The 24946-nt window shown below is 52.3% G+C and carries 20 protein-coding genes and 1 pseudogene; 17 read left to right on the top strand and 4 right to left on the bottom strand.

Going from position 1 to position 24946, the window contains the following annotated elements; all coding sequences use genetic code 11:
* Positions 1-128: 128 nt before the first annotated feature.
* The 9 genes and pseudogenes from hinT to ACMV5I_RS02640 form a co-directional block, all read left to right on the top strand.
* Entirely contained in the window at positions 129-479 is a 351-nt protein-coding gene (gene hinT / locus ACMV5I_RS02680; RefSeq protein WP_021178295.1) for a purine nucleoside phosphoramidase, read from the top strand.
* A 12-nt stretch (positions 480-491) separates the two neighbouring features.
* Entirely contained in the window at positions 492-881 is a 390-nt protein-coding gene (locus ACMV5I_RS02675) for a YcfL family protein (RefSeq protein WP_414823608.1), read from the top strand.
* A gap of 25 nt (positions 882-906) precedes the next feature.
* Positions 907-1488, top strand: coding sequence for a penicillin-binding protein activator LpoB (lpoB, locus tag ACMV5I_RS02670; RefSeq protein ID WP_414823607.1), 582 nt, complete (start codon positions 907-909; stop codon positions 1486-1488).
* The gene (locus ACMV5I_RS02665; protein WP_414823606.1) at positions 1469-2332 is read left to right on the top strand and encodes a phosphotransferase; all 864 of its coding nucleotides are present in this window, start codon (positions 1469-1471) and stop codon (positions 2330-2332) included. The genes lpoB and ACMV5I_RS02665 overlap by 20 nt, the downstream gene beginning before the upstream one ends.
* A gap of 37 nt (positions 2333-2369) precedes the next feature.
* A complete protein-coding gene (gene nagZ / locus ACMV5I_RS02660; RefSeq protein WP_029712059.1) occupies positions 2370-3389 on the top strand; it encodes a beta-N-acetylhexosaminidase in 1020 nt (339 codons plus the stop codon).
* 76 nt (positions 3390-3465) lie between these two features.
* On the top strand, positions 3466-4008 hold the full coding sequence (gene ycfP / locus ACMV5I_RS02655; protein ID WP_024485957.1) for an alpha/beta hydrolase YcfP: 543 nt from the start codon (positions 3466-3468) through the stop codon (positions 4006-4008).
* 332 nt (positions 4009-4340) lie between these two features.
* Positions 4341-5645 carry an NAD(P)/FAD-dependent oxidoreductase gene (locus tag ACMV5I_RS02650; protein ID WP_024485958.1) on the top strand — a complete coding sequence of 435 codons (1305 nt, stop codon included), beginning with the start codon at positions 4341-4343 and terminating at the stop codon, positions 5643-5645.
* Positions 5646-5939: 294 nt separating this feature from the next.
* Positions 5940-6476 carry a glycine zipper 2TM domain-containing protein gene (locus ACMV5I_RS02645; protein ID WP_174332757.1) on the top strand — a complete coding sequence of 179 codons (537 nt, stop codon included), beginning with the start codon at positions 5940-5942 and terminating at the stop codon, positions 6474-6476.
* A gap of 292 nt (positions 6477-6768) precedes the next feature.
* Positions 6769-7261: pseudogene (locus tag ACMV5I_RS02640) on the top strand (IS1 family transposase); the annotation flags it as partial.
* A 34-nt stretch (positions 7262-7295) separates the two neighbouring features.
* Here the strand turns inward: ACMV5I_RS02640 and ACMV5I_RS02635 are convergent.
* Positions 7296-7790, bottom strand: a complete 495-nt coding sequence (locus ACMV5I_RS02635; RefSeq protein WP_414823605.1) for a DUF2938 domain-containing protein — start codon at positions 7788-7790, stop codon at positions 7296-7298.
* Between the two features lie 159 nt (positions 7791-7949).
* Here ACMV5I_RS02635 and ACMV5I_RS02630 point away from each other — a divergent pair, with 159 nt between their 5' ends.
* On the top strand, positions 7950-8621 hold the full coding sequence (locus ACMV5I_RS02630) for an ArsR/SmtB family transcription factor (RefSeq protein ID WP_414823604.1): 672 nt from the start codon (positions 7950-7952) through the stop codon (positions 8619-8621).
* A gap of 88 nt (positions 8622-8709) precedes the next feature.
* Here ACMV5I_RS02630 and ACMV5I_RS02625 read toward each other — a convergent pair whose 3' ends face one another.
* Positions 8710-10134 (bottom strand): MFS transporter, encoded by a 1425-nt coding sequence (locus tag ACMV5I_RS02625; RefSeq protein ID WP_414823603.1) that lies wholly within the window; start codon positions 10132-10134, stop codon positions 8710-8712.
* 561 nt (positions 10135-10695) lie between these two features.
* On the opposite strand from ACMV5I_RS02625, the gene ACMV5I_RS02620 reads away from it, so the two are divergent.
* From ACMV5I_RS02620 to ACMV5I_RS02590, 7 genes are read left to right on the top strand one after another with little or no spacing between them, the layout of a single operon-like run.
* Positions 10696-14070: a non-ribosomal peptide synthetase gene (locus tag ACMV5I_RS02620; RefSeq protein ID WP_414823602.1), complete on the top strand. Its 3375-nt coding sequence runs from the start codon at positions 10696-10698 to the stop codon at positions 14068-14070.
* Positions 14067-15698 carry a GMC family oxidoreductase gene (locus tag ACMV5I_RS02615; protein ID WP_414823601.1) on the top strand — a complete coding sequence of 544 codons (1632 nt, stop codon included), beginning with the start codon at positions 14067-14069 and terminating at the stop codon, positions 15696-15698. Before ACMV5I_RS02620 ends, ACMV5I_RS02615 begins: the two co-directional genes overlap by 4 nt.
* On the top strand, positions 15695-16453 hold the full coding sequence (locus tag ACMV5I_RS02610) for a thioesterase II family protein (protein ID WP_414823600.1): 759 nt from the start codon (positions 15695-15697) through the stop codon (positions 16451-16453). Before ACMV5I_RS02615 ends, ACMV5I_RS02610 begins: the two co-directional genes overlap by 4 nt.
* A gap of 7 nt (positions 16454-16460) precedes the next feature.
* Positions 16461-17591 carry an acyl-CoA dehydrogenase family protein gene (locus ACMV5I_RS02605; protein WP_414823599.1) on the top strand — a complete coding sequence of 377 codons (1131 nt, stop codon included), beginning with the start codon at positions 16461-16463 and terminating at the stop codon, positions 17589-17591.
* A gap of 30 nt (positions 17592-17621) precedes the next feature.
* Positions 17622-18491 carry a GNAT family N-acetyltransferase gene (locus ACMV5I_RS02600; protein ID WP_414823598.1) on the top strand — a complete coding sequence of 290 codons (870 nt, stop codon included), beginning with the start codon at positions 17622-17624 and terminating at the stop codon, positions 18489-18491.
* Positions 18492-18539: 48 nt separating this feature from the next.
* Positions 18540-19004, top strand: coding sequence for a group II truncated hemoglobin (locus ACMV5I_RS02595; RefSeq protein ID WP_414823597.1), 465 nt, complete (start codon positions 18540-18542; stop codon positions 19002-19004).
* A 20-nt stretch (positions 19005-19024) separates the two neighbouring features.
* Entirely contained in the window at positions 19025-19648 is a 624-nt protein-coding gene (locus ACMV5I_RS02590) for a flavoprotein (protein WP_414823596.1), read from the top strand.
* Between the two features lie 497 nt (positions 19649-20145).
* On the opposite strand, the gene mfd is transcribed toward ACMV5I_RS02590, so the two are convergent.
* Positions 20146-23622, bottom strand: coding sequence for a transcription-repair coupling factor (mfd, locus tag ACMV5I_RS02585; RefSeq protein ID WP_414823595.1), 3477 nt, complete (start codon positions 23620-23622; stop codon positions 20146-20148).
* Positions 23623-23942: 320 nt separating this feature from the next.
* The gene (locus ACMV5I_RS02580) at positions 23943-24923 is read right to left on the bottom strand and encodes a threo-3-hydroxy-L-aspartate ammonia-lyase (protein ID WP_202671167.1); all 981 of its coding nucleotides are present in this window, start codon (positions 24921-24923) and stop codon (positions 23943-23945) included.
* Between the last annotated feature and the right edge of the window lie 23 nt (positions 24924-24946).

Genomic DNA, 24946 nt, shown 5'->3' with positions numbered 1-24946 from the left:
GCCGGTAAACTCGTAAGGTTGAGTGATTCTCCATCACTCGATACGGAAAGTGCGCAATCGGGTTGATAGCAGTAGAATTTGTCACGATACTGCGTAAACCAATATTTTCGCTGAACAAGGAGTTCCAGATGGCCGAAGAAACGATTTTCAGTAAAATTATTCGCCGTGAAATCCCTGCCGATGTGGTCTACCAGGATGAACTGGTCACCGCATTTCGTGATATTTCCCCACAGGCACCGACCCATATCCTGATCGTGCCGAACGTGCTGATCCCAACGGTGAACGACGTGACCGTGGAACACGAAGCCGCATTAGGCCGTATGATCACCGTGGCGGCCAAAATTGCCGAGCAGGAAGGGATTGCCGAAGACGGCTACCGCCTGCTCATCAATTGCAATCGTCACGGCGGGCAAGAGGTCTATCATATTCATATGCATTTAGTTGGTGGGCGCGCTCTGGGCCCGTTGTTGTCACGTTAACCGAGGAAGACCATGCGCTATATCCACACGACGCGTTACTTGATGGCGCTGGTGCTCCCTGCCGCGATGCTGATGGGCTGTAGCAGCCCAAAGGGTATCTCGGTCAATGAACGGCAAACGGTGGTGATGGATTCACCGGTACTGACGGCGGGTATTCTGGCGGATAACCCGTCTATTGCTGACGCATCTGGCCGCCTGCGGGCCAGTTCGGTGCTCAGCAATACTCAGACCACGGCAGTGACCCTCCACTATCGTTTCTACTGGTATGACAAACAGGGGCTGGATATCCTGCCTTTTGAACAGCCGCGCACGGTCACCGTTGCCGCCAATTCAGACGCCGAGATTTATTCGTTGAATGGCAACCTTGATGCCAAGCGTGTGCGTCTGTATTTATACTTATAAGTTTTGGGTTACGTTGGAGAAGGTAATGAAAAAGTTCCTATGGGTAACGCTGGCCGCGTTGGTGTTAACTGGTTGTCCATCACGCCCGCCAGAGCCTACGGCACCGGTGACGGTCGAGCCACAGCCGCAACCAGAGCCTCAGCCTGAACCGTTGCCACCAACCACCGAGCCGGTGCCACAGCCGCCGAAGATCCAGCAGCTTGACTGGCTGGGCAGCGTGCAGCCGTTGGTCAATCAGACGCTGAAGGCTGATGGCGTCACGCCTGGCAGCGTATTGCTGTTGGACAGCGTGAAGAACAATACCAATGGCTCATTGAGCATCGGCAACGCCACTTCGGCGCTGCACCAGGCTTTGGCATCCAACAAGACCTTTGCCGTCGTGCCGGAAGCGCAGTTGGCGAGCGCCAAACAGACGCTGGGCCTGTCGGCGGAAGATAGCCTCGGGTCGCGCAGCAAGGCGATTGGCTTGGCGCGTATCGTCAACGCGCAATACGTGTTGTATAGCGCCGTCAGTGGCGATGTGAAGTCACCAGCGATGGAAATGCAGCTGATGTTGGTACAAACCGGTGAGATCGTCTGGTCAGGCAATGGCGACGTCAAATACTGAATCCCAGCTGCGGCGACTCTTGAGTAACAGACTGCCGGCGGTAAATACCGCCGGTTGTCATTTTAGCCTGGTACAAGGGTTGAGCGGCGAGAGCTGGCGGATCGACAGTGGCGATGTGCAACTGCTGGCCCGTCCGCAGACGCCGGAAAAACGCATGCTCGGCGTTAACCGTCGGCGTGAGGGGCAAGTGCTGAAGCGCGCTGGATTGGGTATAGGTCCAAAGGTGTGGTTACAGAGCCCTGAGTGGCTGATCGTCGAATGGCTTGCCGGTGAGAGCGTTGATGAAACGGCGTTTGCTTCCTTAACGGCCAACGGGGAGTTGGCAGAGCTGACCGCCCGGTTGCATAACCGTGGGTTGAGTGGTTACCGGCTGGATTTGCAACAGCAATTTACCCGCTATTGGCAGCAAATCGATCGCAGGCGTCTCACGCCAGCCTGGCTGCGTTGGCAGCGCTATTTCATCAACGGTACCATGCCGCGCCCGTTGCAGTTGGCAACGCTGCATATGGATATTCATGCCGGCAATCTGCTGCGACAGGCCGGGCAGCTCAGGTTGATCGACTGGGAGTATGCCGCCGATGGCGATATCGCCCTGGAGCTGGCGGCGATGTTTCGCTTCAATCAATTTTCCCCGGCTGTGCAACAACGCTTTTTGGAGCAATACCAACCCCACAGCTATGCCGATTTGCCGCAGTTGGCCTCACAGGTCCAGCGTTGGTTGCCGTGGGTGGATTACCTGATGCTGATGTGGTGTGAAGTGCGCTGGCAGCAGTGTCGGGATGCGGAATTTTTGCGTTGGGGCGCAGCGTTATACCAGCGTTTTTGTTTATCATCGTCAAACTAATCATGAATACTGATGTGAGGTGGCCGTGGGCCCAGTAATGCTAGATGTCGTCGGCTATGAGCTGGACGCAGAAGAACGCGAGATTTTAAAACACCCGCTGGTAGGGGGCCTGATCCTGTTTACCCGCAACTTTGCCGATCCGCAGCAGTTGCGTGAGCTGGTTCGCCAAATCCGCGCTGCCTCGCATTCGCGGTTGGTGGTGGCAGTGGATCAGGAAGGCGGGCGCGTGCAGCGTTTTCGCGAAGGTTTTACCCGCTTACCGGCGGCGCAGTCCTTTGCGGCGCTCAACGATGCCCAGGAAGGCGGGCGTCTGGCTCAGGAAGCCGGCTGGTTGATGGCCTCGGAAATGATTGCCCAGGATATCGATATCAGCTTTGCCCCGGTATTGGACATCGGCCACGCCAGTGCGGCGATTGGCGAACGTTCTTTCCATAGCGACCCGCAGCAGGCGTTAGTGATGGCCGAACGCTTTATCCAGGGGATGCACAGCGCCGGGATGAAAACCACCGGCAAGCATTTCCCAGGGCATGGCGCAGTCACGGCGGACTCGCATAAAGAAACCCCGCGCGATCCACGGCCATTGGCCCAAATCCGCGAACATGATATGACTATCTTCCGTGAGCTGATCCAACGCGGATTGCTGGATGCCATCATGCCAGCCCATGTTATCTATACTGAAGCAGATCCGCGCCCGGCCAGCGGTTCACCTTACTGGCTGCAGCAAATCTTGCGTCAGGAGCTAGGCTTTGAGGGCGTGATCTTCTCTGACGATCTGTCGATGGAAGGGGCGGCGATCATGGGCAGCTATGCCGAGCGTGGCCAGGCGGCGCTGGATGCCGGTTGCGATATGATCCTGGTTTGTAATAATCGGGCAGGGGCGGTCAGCGTGTTAGATAACCTGTCCCCGGTCAAAGTAGAGAAATTGCAGCGGTTATATCATCGCGGTCAGTTCACCCGTCAGGAACTGCGCGATTCCGACCGTTGGCAAAAGGCGCATCATGCGCTGAGTCAATTGCATGAACGCTGGGAAGAGCATAAGCAACGCTCAGCGGGGTGAACGGCCAGGGCGCCGCAAGAAGGCGGCGTTAATAATGGGGGCTGCCAGCGGCCCCCAGCTTGTTGCGAGGAACCACATGATTATTTATTTGCATGGCTTCGATTCCACCAGTCCCGGCAATCATGAAAAGATTATGCAGTTACAGTTCATCGATCCGGACGTGCGCTTTATCAGCTACAGCACTTTGCATCCGCGCCATGATATGCAGCATTTATTGAAAGAGGTGGACAAGGCGGTTCAGCAGGAAGGGGATGCCCATCCTCTGATCTGCGGCGTGGGTCTTGGGGGCTTTTGGGCCGAACGTATCGGATTTTTGTGCGGTATCCGTCAGGTGATCTTCAACCCGAACCTGTACCCGGAAGAACATATGCACGGCAAGATCGACCGGCCGGAAGAGTATCGCGATATCGCCACCAAATGCGTGGAAGATTTCCGCGAGAAGAACCGCGATCGCTGCCTGGTGGTGCTTTCTCGCCAGGACGAAGTGTTGGACAGCCAGCGTAGTGCCGAGTTGTTGCACAAGTATTATGAAATCGTCTGGGATGAACAGCAGAGTCACAAGTTTAAAAACATCTCGCCACACCTTCAGCGTATCAAGGCATTCAAGACGCTGGCGTAACAGTTTTATAACGCATAACCAAGCCGTGAACGTTGTTCCTAAAGGGCAGCAATTGCGGCTTTTTTGTTTTTATCGAGCCCGTTTTCGCCGGTGGGCAGCAAAATGCAAAACTGTGATCTCACGCTAACTATTTGAATCACAATCCTCAAAAAAGCCCTTCGTCCAGCCTTTAACCAAAAAACTTTGACGTACATCAATTTTGGTATGACCAAATAACCTCTCGTGCTATTCTGGCCTCAGATTGCAGGTTTAACTTAAGCGAACCCTATGTATTCTAAGGATATTATTTATTTACCCTTAGGCAACAATTGGTTCACATTCAGGGGGTCATTTTGACAACGCCAAAGAAGAAAATCGTTATTGTCGGCGGTGGTGCCGGTGGTCTGGAGCTGGCAACCAGCCTGGGCCATAAACTGGGTCGTAAGCACAAAGCGGAGATCACGCTGGTGGATCGCAACCACAGCCATTTGTGGAAGCCGTTGCTGCATGAAGTGGCTACCGGCTCCCTGGATGACGGTGTGGATGCGTTGAACTACCTGGCGCATGCGCGTAACCACTTCTTCAACTTCCAACTGGGTTCACTGGTCAACATTGACCGTGAAAAGAAAACGCTGCAGTTAACGCAGATCTGCGATGAGCAGGGCTGCCAGCTGGTTCCCGCCCGCGAGTTGAGCTACGACATCCTGGTGATGGCGCTCGGCAGCACCTCGAACGACTTTGGCACCCCAGGGGTAAGAGATAACTGCATCTTCCTGGATAACCCGAATCAGGCGCACCGTTTCCATAACGAGATGTTGAACCTGTTCCTCAAGTTCTCTGCCAATCCGGAAGAGAAAGAGAGCGTGAATATCGCCATCGTGGGTGGTGGGGCTACCGGCGTTGAGCTGTCTGCAGAACTGCATAACGCGGTCAAACAGCTGCACAGCTACGGCTTTGAAGGGCTGGATAACAGTGCCTTGAAGGTTACCCTGGTTGAAGCCGGTGAGCGTATTCTGCCAGCGCTGCCGCCGCGTATTTCCGCAGCGGCGCACCAGGAGCTGAACAAGCTTGGCGTACGCGTATTAACCAATACCATGGTGACCAGTGCCGATGAGCATGGCTTGAACACCAAAGGCGGCGAATTTATCAATGCCGATCTGATGGTGTGGGCTGCGGGTATCAAGGCACCGGACTTTATGAAAGAGATTGCCGGGCTGGAAACCAACCGCATCAATCAGTTGGTGGTTGAGCCAACGCTGCAAACCACCCGTGATGCCAACATCTTTGCCATTGGTGACTGCGCTTCCTGCCCGCGTGAAGGCGGCGGTTTTGTGCCACCACGGGCACAGTCAGCCCACCAGATGGCATCACGTTGCTATAGCAACATCCTGGCGATGATGCACGATCAGCCGATGAAGCCTTACGTTTATAAGGATCACGGTTCACTGGTCTCGCTTTCCCGCTTCAGCACCGTAGGTAGCCTGATGGGTAACCTGATGCGCGGTTCGATGATGGTCGAAGGGCGTATCGCCCGCGTGGTGTATATTTCGCTGTACCGTATGCACCAGGTAGCGCTGCATGGCTATACCAAAACCGGCCTGATGATGCTGGTGGGTGGGATCAACCGCGTGATCCGTCCGCGCTTGAAGATGCACTGATGTTTTAACCCGCTTGTTCGGTTGATGAAAACCCACGTAGGCTTGCCGCGTGGGTTTTTTTATTGCCGTGAGAAGGGGGCAGGCAGAGATAGGATTCTTCTCAATTCATTGGTTTTGGCCCGTTTTCAGTGCGTTTTGCTCATTGAGTCTTATTGCGAGGGTGAACTTCCTTGTGCAGACTTTAGGGAGTTTACAGACGGCGCGTCACGCACGCCGTAAACCGGGGGATCGCCAGCGATCGCTGCGAGTTTGCCCGGTGCATAATGCGTGGTAACACATTCAGGAGGATTTCCTGTGAACAAATCAATGTTAGCCGGTGTTGGGATTGGTATTGCAGCCGCTCTGGGAATTGCTGCCGTAGCTGGTCTGGACGTATTCACTCCCGGCCCACAATATGCGCAGGTTCTCGCCGCAACACCGATCAAAGAAACCATCAAAACCCCTCGGCAGGAGTGCCGGAACGTTACGGTGACCCATCGTGCACCGGTTCAGGATGAAAACCGCATCGCTGGCTCCGTGTTGGGGGCAGTTGCTGGGGGCGTGATTGGTCACCAGTTTGGCGGTGGCCGGGGCCGTGATGTTGCGACCGTAGTAGGTGCGTTGGGTGGTGGCTATGCCGGTCACCAGGTGCAGGGGGCCTTGCAAGACAACGACACGACCACCAGCACGCAGCAGCGCTGCAAAACGGTGTATGACAAATCGCAGAAAATGCTGGGCTATGACGTGACTTACAAGATTGGCGACCAGCAGGGCAAAATCCGCATGGATCACGATCCAGGCACCCAGATCCCGCTGGATAAAAGCGGCCAGTTGGTGCTGACCAAGGTCTGATCTTCGCAGTTTCCCCCTTTGCCCAACCCTTCCACAGGGCTAAGGAATAATCCCCACTAATTTTTTGTTAGTGGTTTCAGAGAATTAGAACGAGTGTTTTACGAGTAATTTGTTCCATTTTGTTCGCAAATTGGCAGTGAGATAATTACGAATGACCTCTTCTCGTCTGCTTAAGGCTGTTTTTCATCCCGTTGTTGGGTGAAAAACAGCCTGCTTCTCGTCTCAATTTTTCTGGGGATTCCTCAGCCCACAGGAAGAGGGAGCCGTTCTGGCGTTGTTAATCGTTGATTAGGCCTTCAACGGTGCTGGTGTCCGGATGCGGTAAGAACGCTAAAAGTCGGTATCAACACTGTCATCCGTACTTTAAAAACTCGCGCCGAAGCGGATAACGTCCTCACTAGTCGCTCATGCTGATGTAGCGCTCATCTGCAAACTAGATGTTGTCTGCCAGAACTGGCTCTGGTATGCATACAACACCAAAACAGGCGGTGTACTGGCCTACACCTCTGGGCACCACACCGATGAAACTTGCCGCGAGTTACTGGCATTACTGATCCCGTTCAATATCGGCATGATAGCCAGTGATGAATGGGGGCAGTTATAGCCGGAAAGTACTGAAGGATAAGCATCTGACGGGCAGAATATTTACTAAACGTATTGAACGTAATAACCTAACGTTGCGAGACCGTATAAAGCGCATGGACCATAAAACAATCTGCTTCTCATGGTCGATTGAGTTGCATGAAAAGGTCATCGGGGCCTTCATAGAAAAGTATATGTTCTACTTATTGGAGTCATTACCCGCGTTAGTGACTTTTCTTAGCTTATCGGCCAGTAGTACTGTAGCAAAACAGCACTCAGATATATCCCAACACCATACGAACCGTGTGCTATCAGACTACGCTGGCGCGCTATATTAGGTTGCGGTGTCTTGGATGCAGCCAAGCCAAAACCAAATCCAGGTTGCATAATAAAGAAAGGGACAATGACGCTGATAATGCCCATAATGAGTGCTGCCAAAAATGTGGGGTGCTCAAGCCAGTCTTGCCCCATGAGATAAATAAATATCAGAGAAAAGACTACGCCGATAGCATAGTGTGCCGTCCACCCCAGAGCCTTTTCTCCGCTTACTGGTTTTGTCTGCATGATGGTATGGTGAAAAAACTTGCCATTTGACATGTGTCCTAACCAACGCCCGACTAACTGATAGTTGAGCGAAGGGATATTAAAAAAGCGTTTTTGCAGTAATGCCCAGAGGTCCATTACCAAGGTTGCCCCGATACCAATGAGCACTGCACGTAATAATATATCCATTTGATGATCCTTTTTTACGCTCCTCGGAAGTGGAAAACGTAACATGTTCTGTAACACAATCTCGATTGAAAGGCAGCAGCAGTAAACTGGTGGGCTCCTTCAACCTTTGATATAATATCTTTCAATTAATATATTGAATGATGGGGTAGTAAAAACAATATGTCAACACTCAATGGCGATAGTCAACGCCAAGTTCTTAACGAATTTGCAGAAGTGACACGTTCCTTGGGGAACTCACATCGTCTGCTACTGCTTGAGCATATCGCGCAGGGAGAAAGACCGGTTGAAAGGCTAGCTGAACTGGCTGGTCTTACGATAGCCAATGCTTCTCAGCATCTTCAACATCTCAAACGTGCGGGGTTTGTGCAATCACGCCGGGAAGGGAAAAACGTCTACTACCGTTTGGGCAATGGGCCAGTCCAGAATATCTTGACGGCGATTCGGCAATATGTGGAATACCGACATAGCGAGATCAGGTCATTCGTTACTGATATTTTCAGCCAGCGTGAACGGCTGGAATCGATTTCTCGCGAAGAGCTTTTGCATCGCTTGAATGAGGGGGATATTACTCTGCTAGATGTGCGTCCCCCCGAAGAGTTTGCCTCTGGCCATCTGCCAGGAGCGGTCAATATTCCGGCCGAAGAACTAGAGGGGCGCCTATCTGAACTGCTTAAAGGACAGGAGGTGGTGGCGTATTGCCGCGGGCCTTACTGCGTCCTCTCTCTCAACGCTATGAAAACCCTGCATACTAATGGGTTTCTTGCTCGTTGCCTAGAGGATGGTTTTCCGGAGTGGAAGGCTGCCGGCCTGGAAGTGCAAATTAACCGGTAAGCCCTCGTTTTAGCTGTACCTATCACGGAAACACCACTGGATCCTGATACTTAACATTATGGTTCCAGTGGTATTTCGATTATTTCGGCTAATTGATCTTTTTCATTAAAATTAGTGCGCCTATCGCTGCGAGTAAATAGACGCCTCCTGCAGTGCCAAACGCCCAGGCATAGCCATTAACTACGTTTACCTGGGTTGCCGCTACCGCCATTAATGCAGCTAGCCCCATAGTTGGACCTAACTCCATCGATGTGTTCATTACGCCGCCCGCAAGGCCCGCTTCGTGTAGGGGAACATTTGCCGTTGAAAGTACCGCACTGCCGGAAAAGGTCAAAGAAGCTCCGGCGGGGAGGATAAATAAGCCAGGAAGCAGGCCAAGCACATAGTGGGTTTGCTCATTGAGCTGAGCCAATAAAAGCAGCCCCGAAGCACCGAGCAGTAGCCCGACAAATGTGATTTGTAAGGCGCCGAAGCGCATAATGAGAGCCCCGGCGGCACGATTCATAATTAGGAGTCCTACGGTATAAGGTATAAAGGCCATGGAGGTTGCAAAAGATGACCAACCGCGAAATTGTTGCAGATACAGGGAAAGTAAAAAGGTAATCAAGCCCATACCCGCAGCGGCCAGTAGAATACCAATCAGGCCAGTCATACGCATTGGGTTGAGGATAAAACCAGAGGGTAGCAGAGGAGAGCTAACATGTCGTTCGACGAGCAAGAAAGTGAAAATAAGCAGCAGGCCAGCGGCAACAGGCAGATAGACTGGCGCAGTCAGCCAAGAATATTCGCCACTCATGATCAGGCCAAAGCTAAACAGCGAAATGCCACTAGTCGCCAATAGAGCACCGCTCAAATCTAAACCAGGAGAGTCGTTATCACGTAGGGGGAGCGGCTTCATCATTCTGCGTACCAAAAGCAGACCGGACAAGCTAACAACAACCGGAACAATAAACATCCACCGCCAAGACAGCCAAGTGGTGACGATGCCTGATGAAAGAAAACCAACGGCTCCCCCCAGAACCGATACTCCGCCCCAGGTTGCCATTGCATGGTTGAACTGGCCCGCCTCGCGGTAGAGTTGGCGCAATAATGCCATCAGGGCTGGTGCCGTAAGCGCGGCACCGATCCCTTGCAAAAAGCGAATTGCTACTAGAATCCAATAGGAAGAGGCGAACATGCCACTCAGTGACGCAAGGCCGAAGATAAGCATCCCCAAAGTAAACATTTTTCTTCCACTGTAACGATCAGTTAGTCGCCCGCCAAACAACAGCAGGCCGCTAAAGGGCAACCCATAGGCAGCACTCACCAACACCAGTTCGGCTTGAACCAACTGGAATTCTGTGCCAATCGCAGGCAATGGGACTCCAATCATGACAATTGTAAAAATCAACGTTGCCTGAATGGAGGCGAGAATAGCAAACACTAAAGCGTTATTTTCCTCTGCGGCTAGTGGCCGAGTCACATCTTCAGGAAGTTCCGAATCGCGTTTGTCTGTCACAAAATCATTACTCATTTCACCACCCTACTTGTCATCTGTTGGCTAAGTTTGCTTTCTTTGAATACTCATTAATTTAACTAATGAATAACAAAAATCATTCAATTGATTAATTGAATAATGTGCGTATTGATCTGATGTTGTCAAGGTAAAAAGAAAAATACGTATAAATTAAAATTAATTTTTCATTACTTTATTGATGCCCATTACTGGTTTATTATCATGAATGCCAAGCTGTTTTTTGTTTTTTTTAATAAAAACAATTTGTTATGATTTGTTGGTTGTGTTTTTTATGATATCAAATTGTTATTTATTATAATGTTTATGCTTGACGTCATAAAACATATTAATGTAGTATTTCAACAATCAATTGATCAGTTGATTGTTTGTTGGAGTAAAAGTATTCACTATGCTTATATGATAGGCTTGAGCATCTCATCTATCCGATGTTTGTTGTTACAACGGTATTCTTGGGGGAATTTTTATCCCTAACTTTAAGTGATTGGTATTCTTAAATTTTTTGATGGATGCGTAACGCTCTCATTCTATTTTTATTGAATAATCTAAGAGGGGTTTTTTATGCGAGTCATGCAGGAATCGGCCAAGAGAATTGGCTTAAAACTTTCAGGGAAAGAAAATGACCTCATCACCAATCAGGTTGAATATTCCGTTGAAAAAAATGTCAATAAAATAAATGAGTTGCTCAATGGGAAACTACCTGTAGATGATTCAACAACCTTTGATAAAACAGTGGAAAGAAAAGAAGATGAGTCATTTCCGCTAACCGATATTCAATACGCTTATTTGATTGGTCGCAATGCAGGGATACCTCTGGGAGGGATTGCAACGCATTACTATTTTGAAGTGGAAATTTTCAACCCCGATCTTCAGCGGCTCAATGCAGCCTTGAACCAAACGCTGTCCCTGCATGCCATGCTGCGCGCCGAACTGATTGATAGTGGCCGTCAACGAATTTCTGCGGCCCTTGAACATTATGAGATTGCCGTGACGGATTGCCAATATATGGACGATAACCAGTTGCAGGAATTTATTAATAGCACACGAAATGGCATGGAAACGCATTTACGTTCGTTGGCTGTTGCACCTTCTTTCGAGATTAGAGCCACCTTATTGAATAAAAGGAGGGTTCGTTTACACCTGTGTTTTGAATTGATGTTTATTGATTTGCATAGTGTGAAAATAGTGATGAAGGATTGGTGGCGGTTCTATCAAAATCCACATGTAGTAAAATCCGTGCCGGAATTTAATTTTGGTGATTATATCGAAAGAGAAAGGCAACTTCTGAAAAGTAAGCAAGGCTGCCGGGATAAGGATTACTGGTTAAATAAAGTGGATGCAATGCCTGCAGCCCCTGAATTACCACTGTATCAGTCACCTGAATTAATTAAAAATCCCATATTTAAAACGCTTTCACACCCGATCTCACTGGAATTAGTCAATAAGCTCCGCCAGAGCGCGACTGCACAGGGGATTACCCTGGAAACGCTTTTTCTTGGCGTTTATGTTGAGACCTTGCGGCAGTGGTCGCGGCGCCAGAACTTTACTCTCACTTTAACCCAGCATGCGCGGCGTAACTATTTCCCGGATGTGCAACAAAGCGTAGGGAATTATCTTCAGTCGAGCCTGTTGTGTGTTGAAGACGGTAAGTCGGAGGCGTTTGGTCAGCGCTTGGTGATGTTGCAGACTGAACAGTTGGTGAACTACTGGCATTCCTCATTCAATGGGATCCAGGTTCTACGCGAAATGACGCGTCGGAGCCAGGGAGGGAGGGCGCCCTCTTTCCCGGTGGTTTTCAGCAATACCTTGAATGCGGAACTACGAGATATTGTCACCGACTATGGCTGGGAAGGCACGGCGATGGTGAAGTATAGCAGCACCCAAACGCCCGGGGTCTGGCTCGAAAATCAGTTGTTGCGTATCAATGGCGATCTGGTGATGAACTGGAACTACGTCGAAGGGTTGTTCCCGGTGGGCATGCCGGAAATGATGTTTGAGGCAGCCGTTAAACTGCTGAACGCCTGTGGCGAAAACCCGCAGATTTGGTCACAACAGGGTGCGGTGGTAGCCTTGAACATGGACGACATGCAGGAGAGACTGGCTGCAAATTCGACGGATGATGGGATGCCACCGGCGCTGTTGCAGGATCTGATCTTGCATGCTGCACGTCAGTTCCCGACCAAAACGGCGATTATTCAGGGGCAAAGAGAGATCAGCTATGGGGAGTTGGTCACCAGCGGTAACCACGTTGCCGAGCAACTGAGTGCTGATGTAGCCATTGAACCGGGTGACATCGTTGCTGTTTCTCTGCCGCAAGGGCCAGAAATGCTGGCCGCCATTCTGGGTGTACTGTTAGCGGGGGCTGCATATGTCTCGATTGACCCACAGCTTCCTGAGCAGCGTAAAGCGCGGTTGATTGAGCGCTGTGCGGCGAAAGCCATCGTGACGCCTGCAGGCCTGGAACCAATAGATGGATTAATCAACATCGGGGTGGTCATTGATAGTGCTGCACCGATAAAGTTTCCTGCACAGGTGTCAAAACAGACATTGGATGATCTGGCCTACGTTATCTTTACCTCCGGCTCAACTGGTGAGCCAAAAGGGGTGATGATTACGCACCGCAACGCCGCTAATACGGTTTTGGATATTAATCGTCGTTTCAACGTCAATCAGCATGACCGTGTCTTCTCCGTTGCGCCAGCGGGGTTCGATCTGTCCGTTTATGATTACTTTGGGGTTCTGGGAGCCGGCGGCAGCATCCTGTTTGCTGCGGGAAATGAGGCTAACGATCCGAAAATATGGGCTGAAAAGATCATCAAACATCGGGTGACTTTGTGGAATAGCGTGCCGGCACCGATGAAAGCTTTGGTAGAGCGGGCCGGTTCGCAGCTTTCTGGCAGTGCTTTGCGTCTGGTGCTGATGAGTGGAGATTGGATCCCGGTCAACCTGCCGGATCAAATCAAGGCCGCCGTCAACGGTATTGATGTGATCAGCCTGGGTGGGGCGACAGAAGGTTCAATCTGGTCAATTGTTTACCCTATCCGGCATGTAGATAGCGCCTGGAAAAGTATTCCTTACGGTAAGCCATTGGCTAATCAGCAATTTCATGTGCTCAATGAATGGCTTGAACCCTGTCCTAAGTGGGTTACTGGCGAGCTGTTCATTGCGGGCGCTGGCGTGGCACAAGGCTACCTGGGCGATGCTGAAAAAACGCAGGAGAGATTTTTTAACCATCCGCTCACGGGCGAGCGGCTGTATAGAACCGGTGATTTGGGGCGCTATATTGATGAAGGGCTGATTGAGATCTTGGGACGTGAAGATAATCAGGTAAAAATTAATGGCTATCGCATCGAACTGGGTGAAATAGAGGCTTGCCTGTTGGGGAATCCGCAGGCTAACCACGTCGTGATCAACGCGGTCAGCCACCCGAAAACCGGCCAAAAGCAGCTAGCTGCCTATATTGTGCCGAAGCAACAGGCCAGCGAGAACGAAAAGAGCGTGTTGGAAGGCGCACTACGCGAACTCGCTCAAGCTCATCTCCCTTCTTATATGATACCAACCTGGTTTGTGTTATTGGACAGTATGCCATTGACGGGTAATGGGAAAATAGATCGTAACGCTTTGCCCGTGCTATGGGGGGAAGCGGTGGCTGCAGCGGATAAGAGTGAACCCGCCGATGAGCTTGAGGTCCGTGTATTCGCCTTATGGTCAAAACAGCTGCAACACAGTGATTTTGATGTCAATGATGGTTTTTTCGACATCGGTGGCGATTCATTGCATGCAGTGGGGCTGTTGAGCGCGGTACGCGAAACCTTCAAGGTCGGTCCGTCCAGTGAACAGGATATGATTGAGAGCCTGTTTATGAATGCCTCAGTACGTGATTTTTCGCGCATCCTTTCCAGCGTAGCGGACAAGGCTCAGGAGCAATACGTATGACGCATCCATTTAAAGCGGCTCCAGAGCCGGTTGATTATGATTTTATTGTGGTCGGTGGCGGGACAGCGGGTTGTGTGATGGCTTCTCGTCTTTCCGAAAGTGGCAAACACCGTGTTTTATTGCTTGAGGCGGGGCAGGATTCTGACGTTGCTCAACCTGGTAGTCCGTTGCGGGATGCTTCCCGCCTGGTTCTTGAAGGCTATAACTGGCCATACGAAGCCAACGTGCATGGGACAGAGCGATTTTCTCGTTTCGTCCAGGCAGATGATAATCAGCCGTTAGAGCGTAACCGGCGTAAAGCTTTTGGCTATCGCCTGGGGAAAGTCATGGGCGGATCGTCTGCGATTAACGGTGCCGTAGCCTTAAGGGCCTTTCCCAGCGATTTTAACCGCTGGGTAAATATGGGGTGTCGTCAATGGGCATGGTGTGACGTTTTGCCGTGGTACAAGAAGCTGGAAAATGACGTTGATCGTCCAGATTCTGCACTGCACGGTCACCAAGGGCCGCTCAGGTTGCGGAGACCTGCAAGGGACGACATCTTGCCATTGGAGCAAGCCTTTGCCGATATATGCCAACAGAACGGCATCGCTTTTGTTGACGATCTGAATGATGGAGAAAGTGCGGCGGTGGGTGTCGTACCAGCCAATGTGGTGCAGGGAGCGGAAAGATACGATCTTTACCGTGCCTATCTTTCTGCGGCACGCGAGCGGGAAAACCTTCATATCTTCTCGCACATGACAGTCGAGAGAGTGCTGTTTAACGCGGACAAGGCAGTTGGTGTCGAAGCGTCGCACGACGGGGGCTATACTACCTATCGTGCCAACCAGATCGTGCTGTGCGCCGGGGCGATAGGATCTGCGGCGATCTTGCAGCGTTCCGGCATTGGCGATGCGCGTTTATTACAACAACTTGATATTCCCGTGGTGGCCGATCTACCTGCCGTTGGCAACCATCTGTCCGATCACGCTTCGGTTGTACTATGGGCACTCCCAAAATCTGGAAATAGCATCCAGGAAACACCGTGGCGGCAAACTGCGGCGCGCTTGAACAGCGGGTACGATGCGCAGATTGATGTGCAATTAGGATTAATGAATAACGTGGCGAGCAAGACCGTACCCGGTTTTCAGAATCGCACCGATTACCCGCGCTTGGTGGGGGCCTCTGTGATGCTGATGCGTCCCAAGGCCAGAGGACGAGTGTTTATCCAGAGCAGGGATAGTCAGCAACTGCCAATGATCGATCTGCCTTTATCACAGGAGCCAGAGGATATAGCGCGCTTGGTCGGGGGTGTACGTCAAATGTGGCGGTTGATCAATCACCCTGAGCTTGCGGCATATCTCGACGGTATCCAGTTCTGGTCTGAGGCGATGTTCGACAATGATGAGGTTATGCATAACGCCATCAAAAATCTGCTCAGCCCCGGCTGGCATGCCTCTGGTACGGTACGGATGGGATGTGCGAGCGATCCGCAGACCGCAGCGGATGAACAGGGTAACCTGCACGGCCTGAGCCAAATCGCCGTTGCAGATGCTTCACTCTTCCCTTGTATCCCCTCTATGCCCACGAACCTCACTACCGTGATGGTCGCTGAGCGTATCGCCTCTTTCTTACTGGGGAGCCATATATGAATTCGTCTGCGCCCAAGCGCGTTATTTATGCCTTCCCACACGCAGGCGCCAGCGCGAGCGTCTATCGTGCTTGGCTTGGCCGCTTCAAAGGGGATGCCAACCTGGTGTTCAAGCCTATCGAGATACCTGGCCGTGACGTGCTGAGCCGTGAAAAGGTGATCGACAATCTGCCGTTGTTGGTCGATCGGATCTGCGCCGATATCCATGCGGACTTTGCCCTGCGCCAGCAGGCTGGGACGACCGAGTGGGTGACGTTTGGTCATAGTTTTGGTGGCGTGCTGAGTTTTATCGTGAGTGCGGCGTTGGCGGAAAACTATGCTATGCGCCCGCTGTTTTCCGTGATTTCAGGCTCTATCGCACCGAGCGTGCAGGCGGACGATGACCGACATTTGTGGACGGACGATCAAATCATTTCAAAAATGCGTGCGGATAATGGGACACCAGAGAGCATTCTCAATGAGCCCGCCTTCGCCCGCAAGCTGGTGACCTTGCTCCGTACCGATTATATCTTGCGCCATCAGTTCCTGGCGTTTGTGGATAAAAAAGTGTCGCAACCCTTGGACGTTATCTCAGCGGATCAAGATGAACATGTCACTGAAGAAATGCAAGCAGCGTGGCGGAACCACACGTTTGCCACCACCCAACTACACCCTATCGAAGGGGGCCATTTCGCTATTTATAACTATTTTGACCTGGTAAAGGCGCTATTTTCGCAGGTACCAGAGACTCAGGCATTGGTCGCGGAATCTTTCTGAGGATATTATGGAAAACAAAGAGTTAACAAAATTTCGACTCACCTGCCGTGATTTCCTGGCGCGTGAGGCTAAACCCTTTCTGTCTGAGTGGGAAACTAACGGCATGATCGGGCGTGATTTTTGGCGCCACGCGGGTGAAGTGGGGTTATTGGGATTGGGCGTTGCCCGTGAATTGGGTGGCCAGCAGAAGCCTGATTATCACTATGCTGCTGTCCTGACGGAGGAGTTAATTCGCGCCGAGATGACCGCGCCAGTCATTATCTCTCATAATGATGTGATCGCCAGTTATATAGACAGCCACGGTACCGATGAGCAGAAAGCTCGCTGGCTGCCAGGGTTGTGCAGCGGTGAACTGATTGCGGCGATCGCCATTACCGAACCCAATGGTGGATCGGATTCGGCACATCTTGAGACGACCGCGGTAAAGCAAGGGCAGCACTATATTGTCAATGGTCATAAAAGCTATATCACCAATGGGATTAATGCTGATCTTATTCTGACCGCGGTAAGAACCTCAGAGGCGTCACGTGGGCAGGGCACCAGTTTGCTGATCGTTGAACGAAACACCCCTGGTTTTGAGCGCGGGCCATTGCTGAAAAAAATAGGTTGGCATGCCAGTGATACCGCCGATCTTCATTTCACCGCTTGTCGGGTTCCCTGCGAAAATCTTATTGGTCGCGAGAATATTGGCAACCTCTATTTTATGGGAGGGATGCCACGAGAAAGGTTGAGTATTGCGACCGTTGCCGTTGCCACAGCGGAATATCTACTTGAAAAAACGCTGGTATGGGTAAAGCACCGTAAGGCTTTCGGGCAGCCTATCGGATCGTTTCAAGCGAATAGATTTATGCTGGCGGAGCTGGACACGGAAGTAAAAATAGCTAGGGTGTATTTAAATGATGCCACCGCTCGCTTTAACCAGAAAAGCCTCAGCGTGGTTGATGCGGCAAGAATTAAACTCTGGACTACCGAGCTTCAGATAAAAGTGGCCGATCGCTGTTTGCAGTTACATGGAGGTGCTGGTTATATGAGTGATTCATATATAGGTAAAACTTGGGCAAATAGCCGGGTGCAAACTATTTATGGCGGCACGAGTGAAGTGCTTAAGGAGTTTATTAGCAAGTCTATGGGCTTGTAACTGAAGTTATTAATCCGGTTAGGAGGTAATATGAGTAAAATAACCGAACGCCCTGAAAGCCAATTTCAGGTCAGCATCGCTACACCCGAAACATGGCAGGTGGTGGTGGAAATGGCACGTCAGGAGCGCTGGGATCTTGGGGAAGGAGACGCGAGTCGTTTCCTTAATATAGATGCGCCGGGTTTTTATATCGGTTATTGGCAGGATAGGCCGATTGCTTCGATATCTGTTGTGAACCACGCGCAAAATTACGCTCATCTCGGCCATTATATTGTTAATCCCGATTTTCGCGGTCAAGGGCTTGGCTTGGCGGTTTGGAGTATGGCGATTGAACATGCTGAAGGGCGCTGTATTGGCCTGGATGGCATGCCCGCCCAAGAGGCCAATTATCAGAAGTGTGGATTCAAAACACATTATCACACTTTCCGCATGGTGGGGGCGGCGACTAAAAACATTGTCGAACTACACAATATCGAACTCGTCGATCAAAAAAATATTACCTCTGTGATTGATTATGACGCGAGTTTCGTCGGGTATTCTCGTGCCGGGTTACTTGCCGAGTGGTTTTTCGGCCAAGGGCGAAAAGGCCTTCTGCTAATGGGTAATAAAGGGATTGAAGGCTTTATTGGTTTGCGGCCTTCCGATGATGGGTATCGAGTCGGGCCTTTCTATGCCGCTAATGAGAAAAATATGAAAGCACTGATGTTGGCTGCGATGAATGAGATACCGCAGCAGACGAATGTCACGCTAGGTATTCCAGAACATGCCCAGCAGACCATCGCATTTTCCCGCTCTTTAGGGTTCAAAATGTTGTTTCATACTTGCCGGATGTATCGTGGGGAACCGCCTGCAGATTATCAGCCAGGAATTAATGCCCTGGCTTCTCTGGAATTAGGTTGAGTTATCAATTCGTCTGAATCATCACCAATTAACTTTGCTGGAGTACTTATGTCAGAAAATACACCAACTTTATTTGAATGGATGGGTGGAAGAGAGGTTCTGCTAAAACTCATGACGATCTTTTACGCCAAGGTTGAAAAGGATGAGTTATTAGCGCCGATGTTTGCTCATATGGCGGGTGACCACCCGGAGCATGTCGCTATCTGGCTGGAAGAGGTTCTGGGTGGAGAGGCTAATTACACGGCTCATCGAGGCGGGTTTAAGGGCATGGTTTCCAAGCATCGCGGCAGGAGTATCCAACCGGAGCAGCGTCAGCGTTGGGTGGACTTGATGATGGAGTGTGTGGACGAGGTTAACTTGCCTAACGATCCTGAGTTCCGTTCCGCATTTGCCGCTTATATTGAGTGGGGATCGCGTCGTGCCCAGGCGAATTCACAACCTAAAGCGCCACGCCCTAAACGGGAAACTATTAAGAAGTGGGGCTGGGGCGAAGCACCTCCTGGTACGCTGTAATTCCTGAGGGTACTTGATGCATGAAAGTAGAAGCTGCGGCTTTTACTTTCATAGCTGTGGCTATTAACGAGAGCTTTGTGTGGAGCACGATCATGACGGAGAAGAAGCGCATTTTAATTGGTGCCACCGGCTCGGTGGATATCACTTATCTTCCTGAGTACCTGAAGGCGATTAAAAAGAATATTAACTGTTCATTAACCGTGTTGATGACTCGGCAAGCGGAGCAGTTTATCCCCGAGGAAACGCTCGGGCTGTGGGCTGACCGTGTGATTGCGGGTGAAAAACCTGCTGATTGGCCTAGCGACAAACCTTCAAAGATTGTTGCTGACCATGACATTATGGCGGTATTGCCTGCAACGGCGAATACGCTGGCCTCGGTCGCACAAGGTGCTGCACCAAATCGCTTGACCACGGTAGTGCTTGCTGCGGATTTTCCGGTGTTGTTCTTCCCGGTAATGGGGGCCGTGATGTGGGAGAAAGCTGCTGTACGCCGCAATGTTAACCAACTGCGCGAGGACGGTTATGAAATGATTCAACCTGTTTGGCATGAAAACTATGATACTGCGTTACAGCGCATGGTGGGCCATCCATCTTTGCCCTCGGTAGATGAGGTGGTGAAGTTGTTAACTGCTCGGCTTATATAAAACACTACAATGTCGAAATCCATGAGCGGTGGTATATGGTCGCGCCAGCCCTGTTGTAGCAGGACGTCATTGATGCACTTGCGATCATGTGGGCGGTCAGGTGGACTTACGGAAGGGAATAGTAAGATGAACCATGAGCGGTAGTGAGGGTTATGATTTGGCGCAATACTGTGAGTGCCTCTTGGGAGAGGAACGGCATGCGGTCGCCGCATCTTCATTCTCTCTTTGGGGGCCCGATCTAGATTAATTTCGTACCACTCCCCCAGGCGCAGTCCACTGGAACGTAGCGCGGTGAGCATCAATAAACGCGTTGTCAATTGCCGCCCTGGCAGCTGTTCGGGTTAACAGGAAAACTGACGCCGCGCCATAAGCTCTCCCGCGGGCTTGTTGTGCCAGAGGGGAAACGGGCTGTGGCATCAGGTACAGCTCGGTTAAAGTCTACCCGCCTTTGGGCGGGTAACTAAAGTGCCTTTAAACATACAAGGGGACATTGACCATCAAACTGCCAAAGTATGCTCTCTGAACGCCGCCAGCAGCTCTCCGATAAACTTCAGTCGTTCGACCCGATCAGTGAGATCCAGCATAAACTTCAGCTTGGTCGGCCCATCCAGACGGTAAACCTGCGGTTTGCTTTGCAGCAAGCCAATCAGATAACCCGGATCGACCCGGTTCTTCTCGCCAAACTCGATAAAGCCCCCGCGTTCGTTGCCTTCGATACGCTTGATCCCCAGTATCTGCGCCTGTTGACGCATCGCCGCGCTTTGCAGCAGATTACGCGCCGCATCCGGCAGCAGGCCAAAGCGATCGATCAGCTCGACTTTCAGCTCCTCCAGTTCACCCTCATTTTTAGCGCTGGCAATGCGTTTATAGAAGGACAAACGGGTATTCACGTCTGGGATAAAGTCATCGGGCAGCAGTGCTGGCATGCGCAGTTCCACTTCCGTCTGATTGCTGGTGAGATCTTCCAGCGAAGGCTCTCGCCCGTTCTTCAGGGCGTCGACGGCGCTTTCTAACAGCTCCATATACAGCGAGAAGCCCACGGTGGTCATCTGGCCGCTCTGATCTTCCCCCAGCAGCTCGCCGGCACCGCGGATTTCCAAATCGTGGGTGGCGAGCGCGAACCCGGCCCCCAAATCTTCCAGCGAGGCAATCGCTTCCAACCGCTTGTGTGCGTCGGTGCTCATGACCTTCGGGTTTGGCGTTAACAGATAAGCATAGGCCTGATGGTGCGAACGCCCGACGCGACCACGCAGCTGATGCAGCTGCGCCAAGCCAAAGCGGTCGGCCCGTTCGATAATGATGGTATTAGCGCTGGGGATATCGATGCCGGTTTCAATAATGGTGGTACAGACCAGCACGTTGAAGCGCTGGTGGTGGAAATCGTTCATCACCCGTTCCAGATCGCGTTCCCGCATCTGGCCGTGGCCAATGGCAATCCGCGCTTCTGGCACCAGCTCCGCCAGGCGTTCGGCGGCCTTATCGATATTCTCGACGTCGTTATACAGGTAATACACCTGGCCGCCGCGCAGTACCTCACGCAAGATGGCCTCGCGCACCACCAGGCTGTCGTACTCGCGGACAAAGGTTTTCACTGCCAGACGGCGGGCCGGTGGGGTAGCAATGATCGACAGATCGCGCATGCCGCTCATGGCCATATTCAGGGTTCGCGGGATCGGTGTGGCGGTTAACGTCAGAATATCTACGTCTGCACGCATTGCCTTGATGCGCTCTTTGTGGCGTACGCCAAAGCGGTGTTCTTCATCAACCACCAACAGCCCCAGATCTTTCCAGCGCAGATCGCTCTGCAATAGCTTATGGGTGCCAATGAGGATATCGACTTTGCCCTCGGCCGCCTCTTCCAGGATCTGCTGCTGCTCTTTGGCGCTGCGAAAACGCGACATCATCTCGATGCGGATTGGCCAGGTGGCAAAGCGATCGCGGAAGTTGTCGAAGTGCTGCTGCGCCAGCAGGGTTGTCGGCACCAGTACCGCGACCTGTTTACCATTTTCGACGGCCAGGAAGGCGGCACGCATCGCCACTTCGGTTTTACCAAAGCCAACGTCGCCGCACACCAGACGGTCCATCGCCAGCGGCTGGCACATATCGCTCAGTACCGCGTTGATGGCCTGTTCCTGATCCGGCGTGGTCTCAAACGGGAAGGTCTGGCAGAACAGTTGATATTGTTCACGATTATGTTTGAACGCAAAACCGCTCTTGGCGGCACGTTGGGCGTAAATGTCCAACAGCTCGGCGGCCACGTCGCGCACGCGTTCGGCAGCTTTCTGCCTGGCTCTCGACCACACATCTCCACCAAGACGGTGGAGCGGGGCATTTTCGTCGGCTCCCCCGGCATAGCGGCTGATCAGGTGCAGGGAAGAAACCGGCACGTACAGCTTGTCCTCACCGGCATAGGAGAGGATCAGATATTCGGCTTTGATCCCCCCGGCTTCCAGCGTCGTCAGGCCAACGTAGCGGCCAACGCCGTGTTCCAGATGCACCACCGGCTGCCCTGGGTGCAGCTCTGCCAGGTTGCGGATCAGGGTATCGGTATTGATGGTGCGGCGATTATCCTGCCGACGGCGGCTGACGCGTTCACCGAGCAGATCGCTTTCACAGATCAACGCCCGGTCACGCAGCGTATCCAGGAAGCCACGCTCGGAAGCTCCGACCATCATGTAACGGCCCTGCGTCTCGACCTCATCCAGATGGTGGATCAGGCTGGTGCTTAGCTTGATGCGGCCAAGCAGATCTTGCAGGGTTTCGCGGCGGCCTTCACTCTCTACCGAGAAGACCACGCCACCGGTGAAGCTTTCAATAAAGCGCCGCAGATTATCCAGCGGGGCTTTCTGCTGGGCCTGGACGGCGAGATCCGGCAGGGTTTGATAGCCCAGGTTGGTGCAACCGGCTTTGGCAGGCAGTTCCTCGGTTTTCAACGCCATCCGCGGCCAGGCTTTCAGTTCGGCAAACAGCGCATCGACCCGCAGCCATAGGGTATCCGGGGCCAGCAGCGGCCGCATCGGATCGATCCGCCGGTTCTCATAGCGTTGATTGACATCAAGCCAGAAACGCTCGGCGGCGCCTTCCAGATTTCCAGTGTTGACGAGCAGCGTATTGGCTGGCAGATAGCTGAAAAGCGAGGGCAGAGGCTGGCTGAAGAACAGCGGTTGCCAGTATTCGATACCGGCAGGCCAGGTGCCTTTACTCACTTGCTGATAAATATGTTCGGCGTCGCGACGGACTTCAAACTGTTCACGCCACTGGCTGCGGAACAGCTCAATGGCGGCCTTATCGGTCGGGAACTCGTGCGCTGGCAGCAGGTTGATGGCGTCTACTTCGCTCAACGTGCGCTGGTTATCCACATCAAAGGTGCGCAGGCTGTCGATCTCGTCGTCGAAAAAGTCGATGCGATAAGGCTCTTCGCTGCCCATGGGATACAGATCCAGCAGCGCACCGCGCGTAGCAAATTCGCCATGTTCCATTACCTGATCGACGCTGCGGTAACCGGCCTGTTCCAACTGTGACCGCAGCAGATCCCGCGACAGCCGTTGGCCCTTTTTCATCACCAACGCATGGCCATGCAGGAACTCATGCGGGCAGACGCGTTGCATCAGTGTATTCACCGGCAGAATGATGATGCCGCGTGCCATGGTCGGCAGATGATACAGGCTGGAAAGCCGCGCCGAGATGATTTCCTGATGGGGCGAGAAGCTGTCGTATGGCAGCGTTTCCCAGTCGGAAAGGGTGGTCACGATCTGATCGGTAAACTGCTGGATTTCGTCACGCAACCGCAATGCATTCTGCATATCCGGGGCGATGAGCATCACCGGGCCGGGATGGCGTTCGGCGATTTCGGCGCATTCAACGGCACAGGCAGAACCGGTGAGCTGCCCTAGCTGGCGTAAATCGCCCGCGCGGTCAGGAAGAGAATAACGGTAGGAGGATGCGGAGCTGCGGCTTTTATCAGAAATGCTCATTCAGTTATCTTTAATCAATGAATTGAATAACAGTTTTTGTGGTGTTCACCGTGGCGCTTGACGTGTGAATACCACAAAATCCTGTTTGCTTGTCACAAAGAATTACTCATTCCTTATACCCTATGGATTTCAAGTTGCAGCTAGGCGCCAAGCTATCTCATCCCCAGGAGCTTACTTTTGTAAGTGACTGGGGTGAGATAGTGCAGGTAACAACGCTGCAGCTTGAAAGACGACGGGTATACCTTGGTTATACTAGCCCAGCGGCGTATAAACTGACACCGGTAAAAGCGCGAGCAAGCTTCCTGTTGGCGGTAATTTAATCAATCCTGCGCCATGGCGAGGTACTGGCCGATTTTATCGACGTCCACGTTACCACCGCTGACGATCACCCCGACTTTTTTGCCCCGCAGATCGATGACCTGATTCATCGCCGCAGCGGCAGCCAGGCAACCGGTCGGTTCGACCACCATCTTCATCCGCTCCATAAAGAAACGCATTTGCTGGCATAGCTGTTGGTCGGTCACCGTCAGAATATCTTCCACATAGTGTTGAATGATCGGGAAGGTGAGATTGCCCACCTGCTGGGTTTGTGCGCCGTCGGCAATGGTTTTCGGTACTGGGATCCACACTTTTTCACCGCTGCGGAACGCCTGTTGCACATCGTTGCCCGCTTCGGGTTCGACGCCAAATACCCGGCAACCGGGCGACCAGTGATGTGCTGCAATGGCGCATCCAGAGAGCAACCCGCCGCCACCGGTACAAACCAGCAGAATATCCAACGGGCCAACTTCTTCGATCAACTCTTTAGCTGCGGTGCCTTGGCCAGCCATCACCTGCGGATAATCGTAAGGTGGGATCACCGTTAAGCCCTTTTCCGCCGCTAACCGTTGGGTGATGGCTTCCCGGTCTTCGGTTTGCCGCTGATAGATCACCACGTTAGCTCCATAGCCGCGTGTTGCCGCCAGTTTGGCGGAGGGGGCGTCATGTGGCATCACGATGGTGACGCTTACCCCAAGCTCACGGGCCGCCAACGCCATGGCCTGCGCATGGTTACCGGATGAGAAGGCTATCACTCCGGCCTGGCGCTGGGCTGGGGTCAACTGGCTGATGGCGTTATAGGCCCCACGGAATTTAAAGGCCCCAATGCGCTGGAAATTCTCGCATTTGAAAAAGAGCTGGGCACCGGCGATCTCATCCGCCTGGCGGGAAGTCATTACCGGCGTGCGGATCGCGTGGTTTTGCAGGATTTCGGCCGCTTTGGCAATATCGGCGGCGGTGATGCAGTGGGACGTAACGGTCATGACTACCTCATGTGGTTGGCATT

The sequence above is a fragment of the Serratia sp. T13T92 genome (assembly GCF_047530105.1).
Taxonomy (GTDB): domain Bacteria; phylum Pseudomonadota; class Gammaproteobacteria; order Enterobacterales; family Enterobacteriaceae; genus Chania; species Chania fonticola.
Note: the sequence above shows the minus strand (reverse complement) of the source record. Positions and strands in the feature narration are given on the sequence as shown.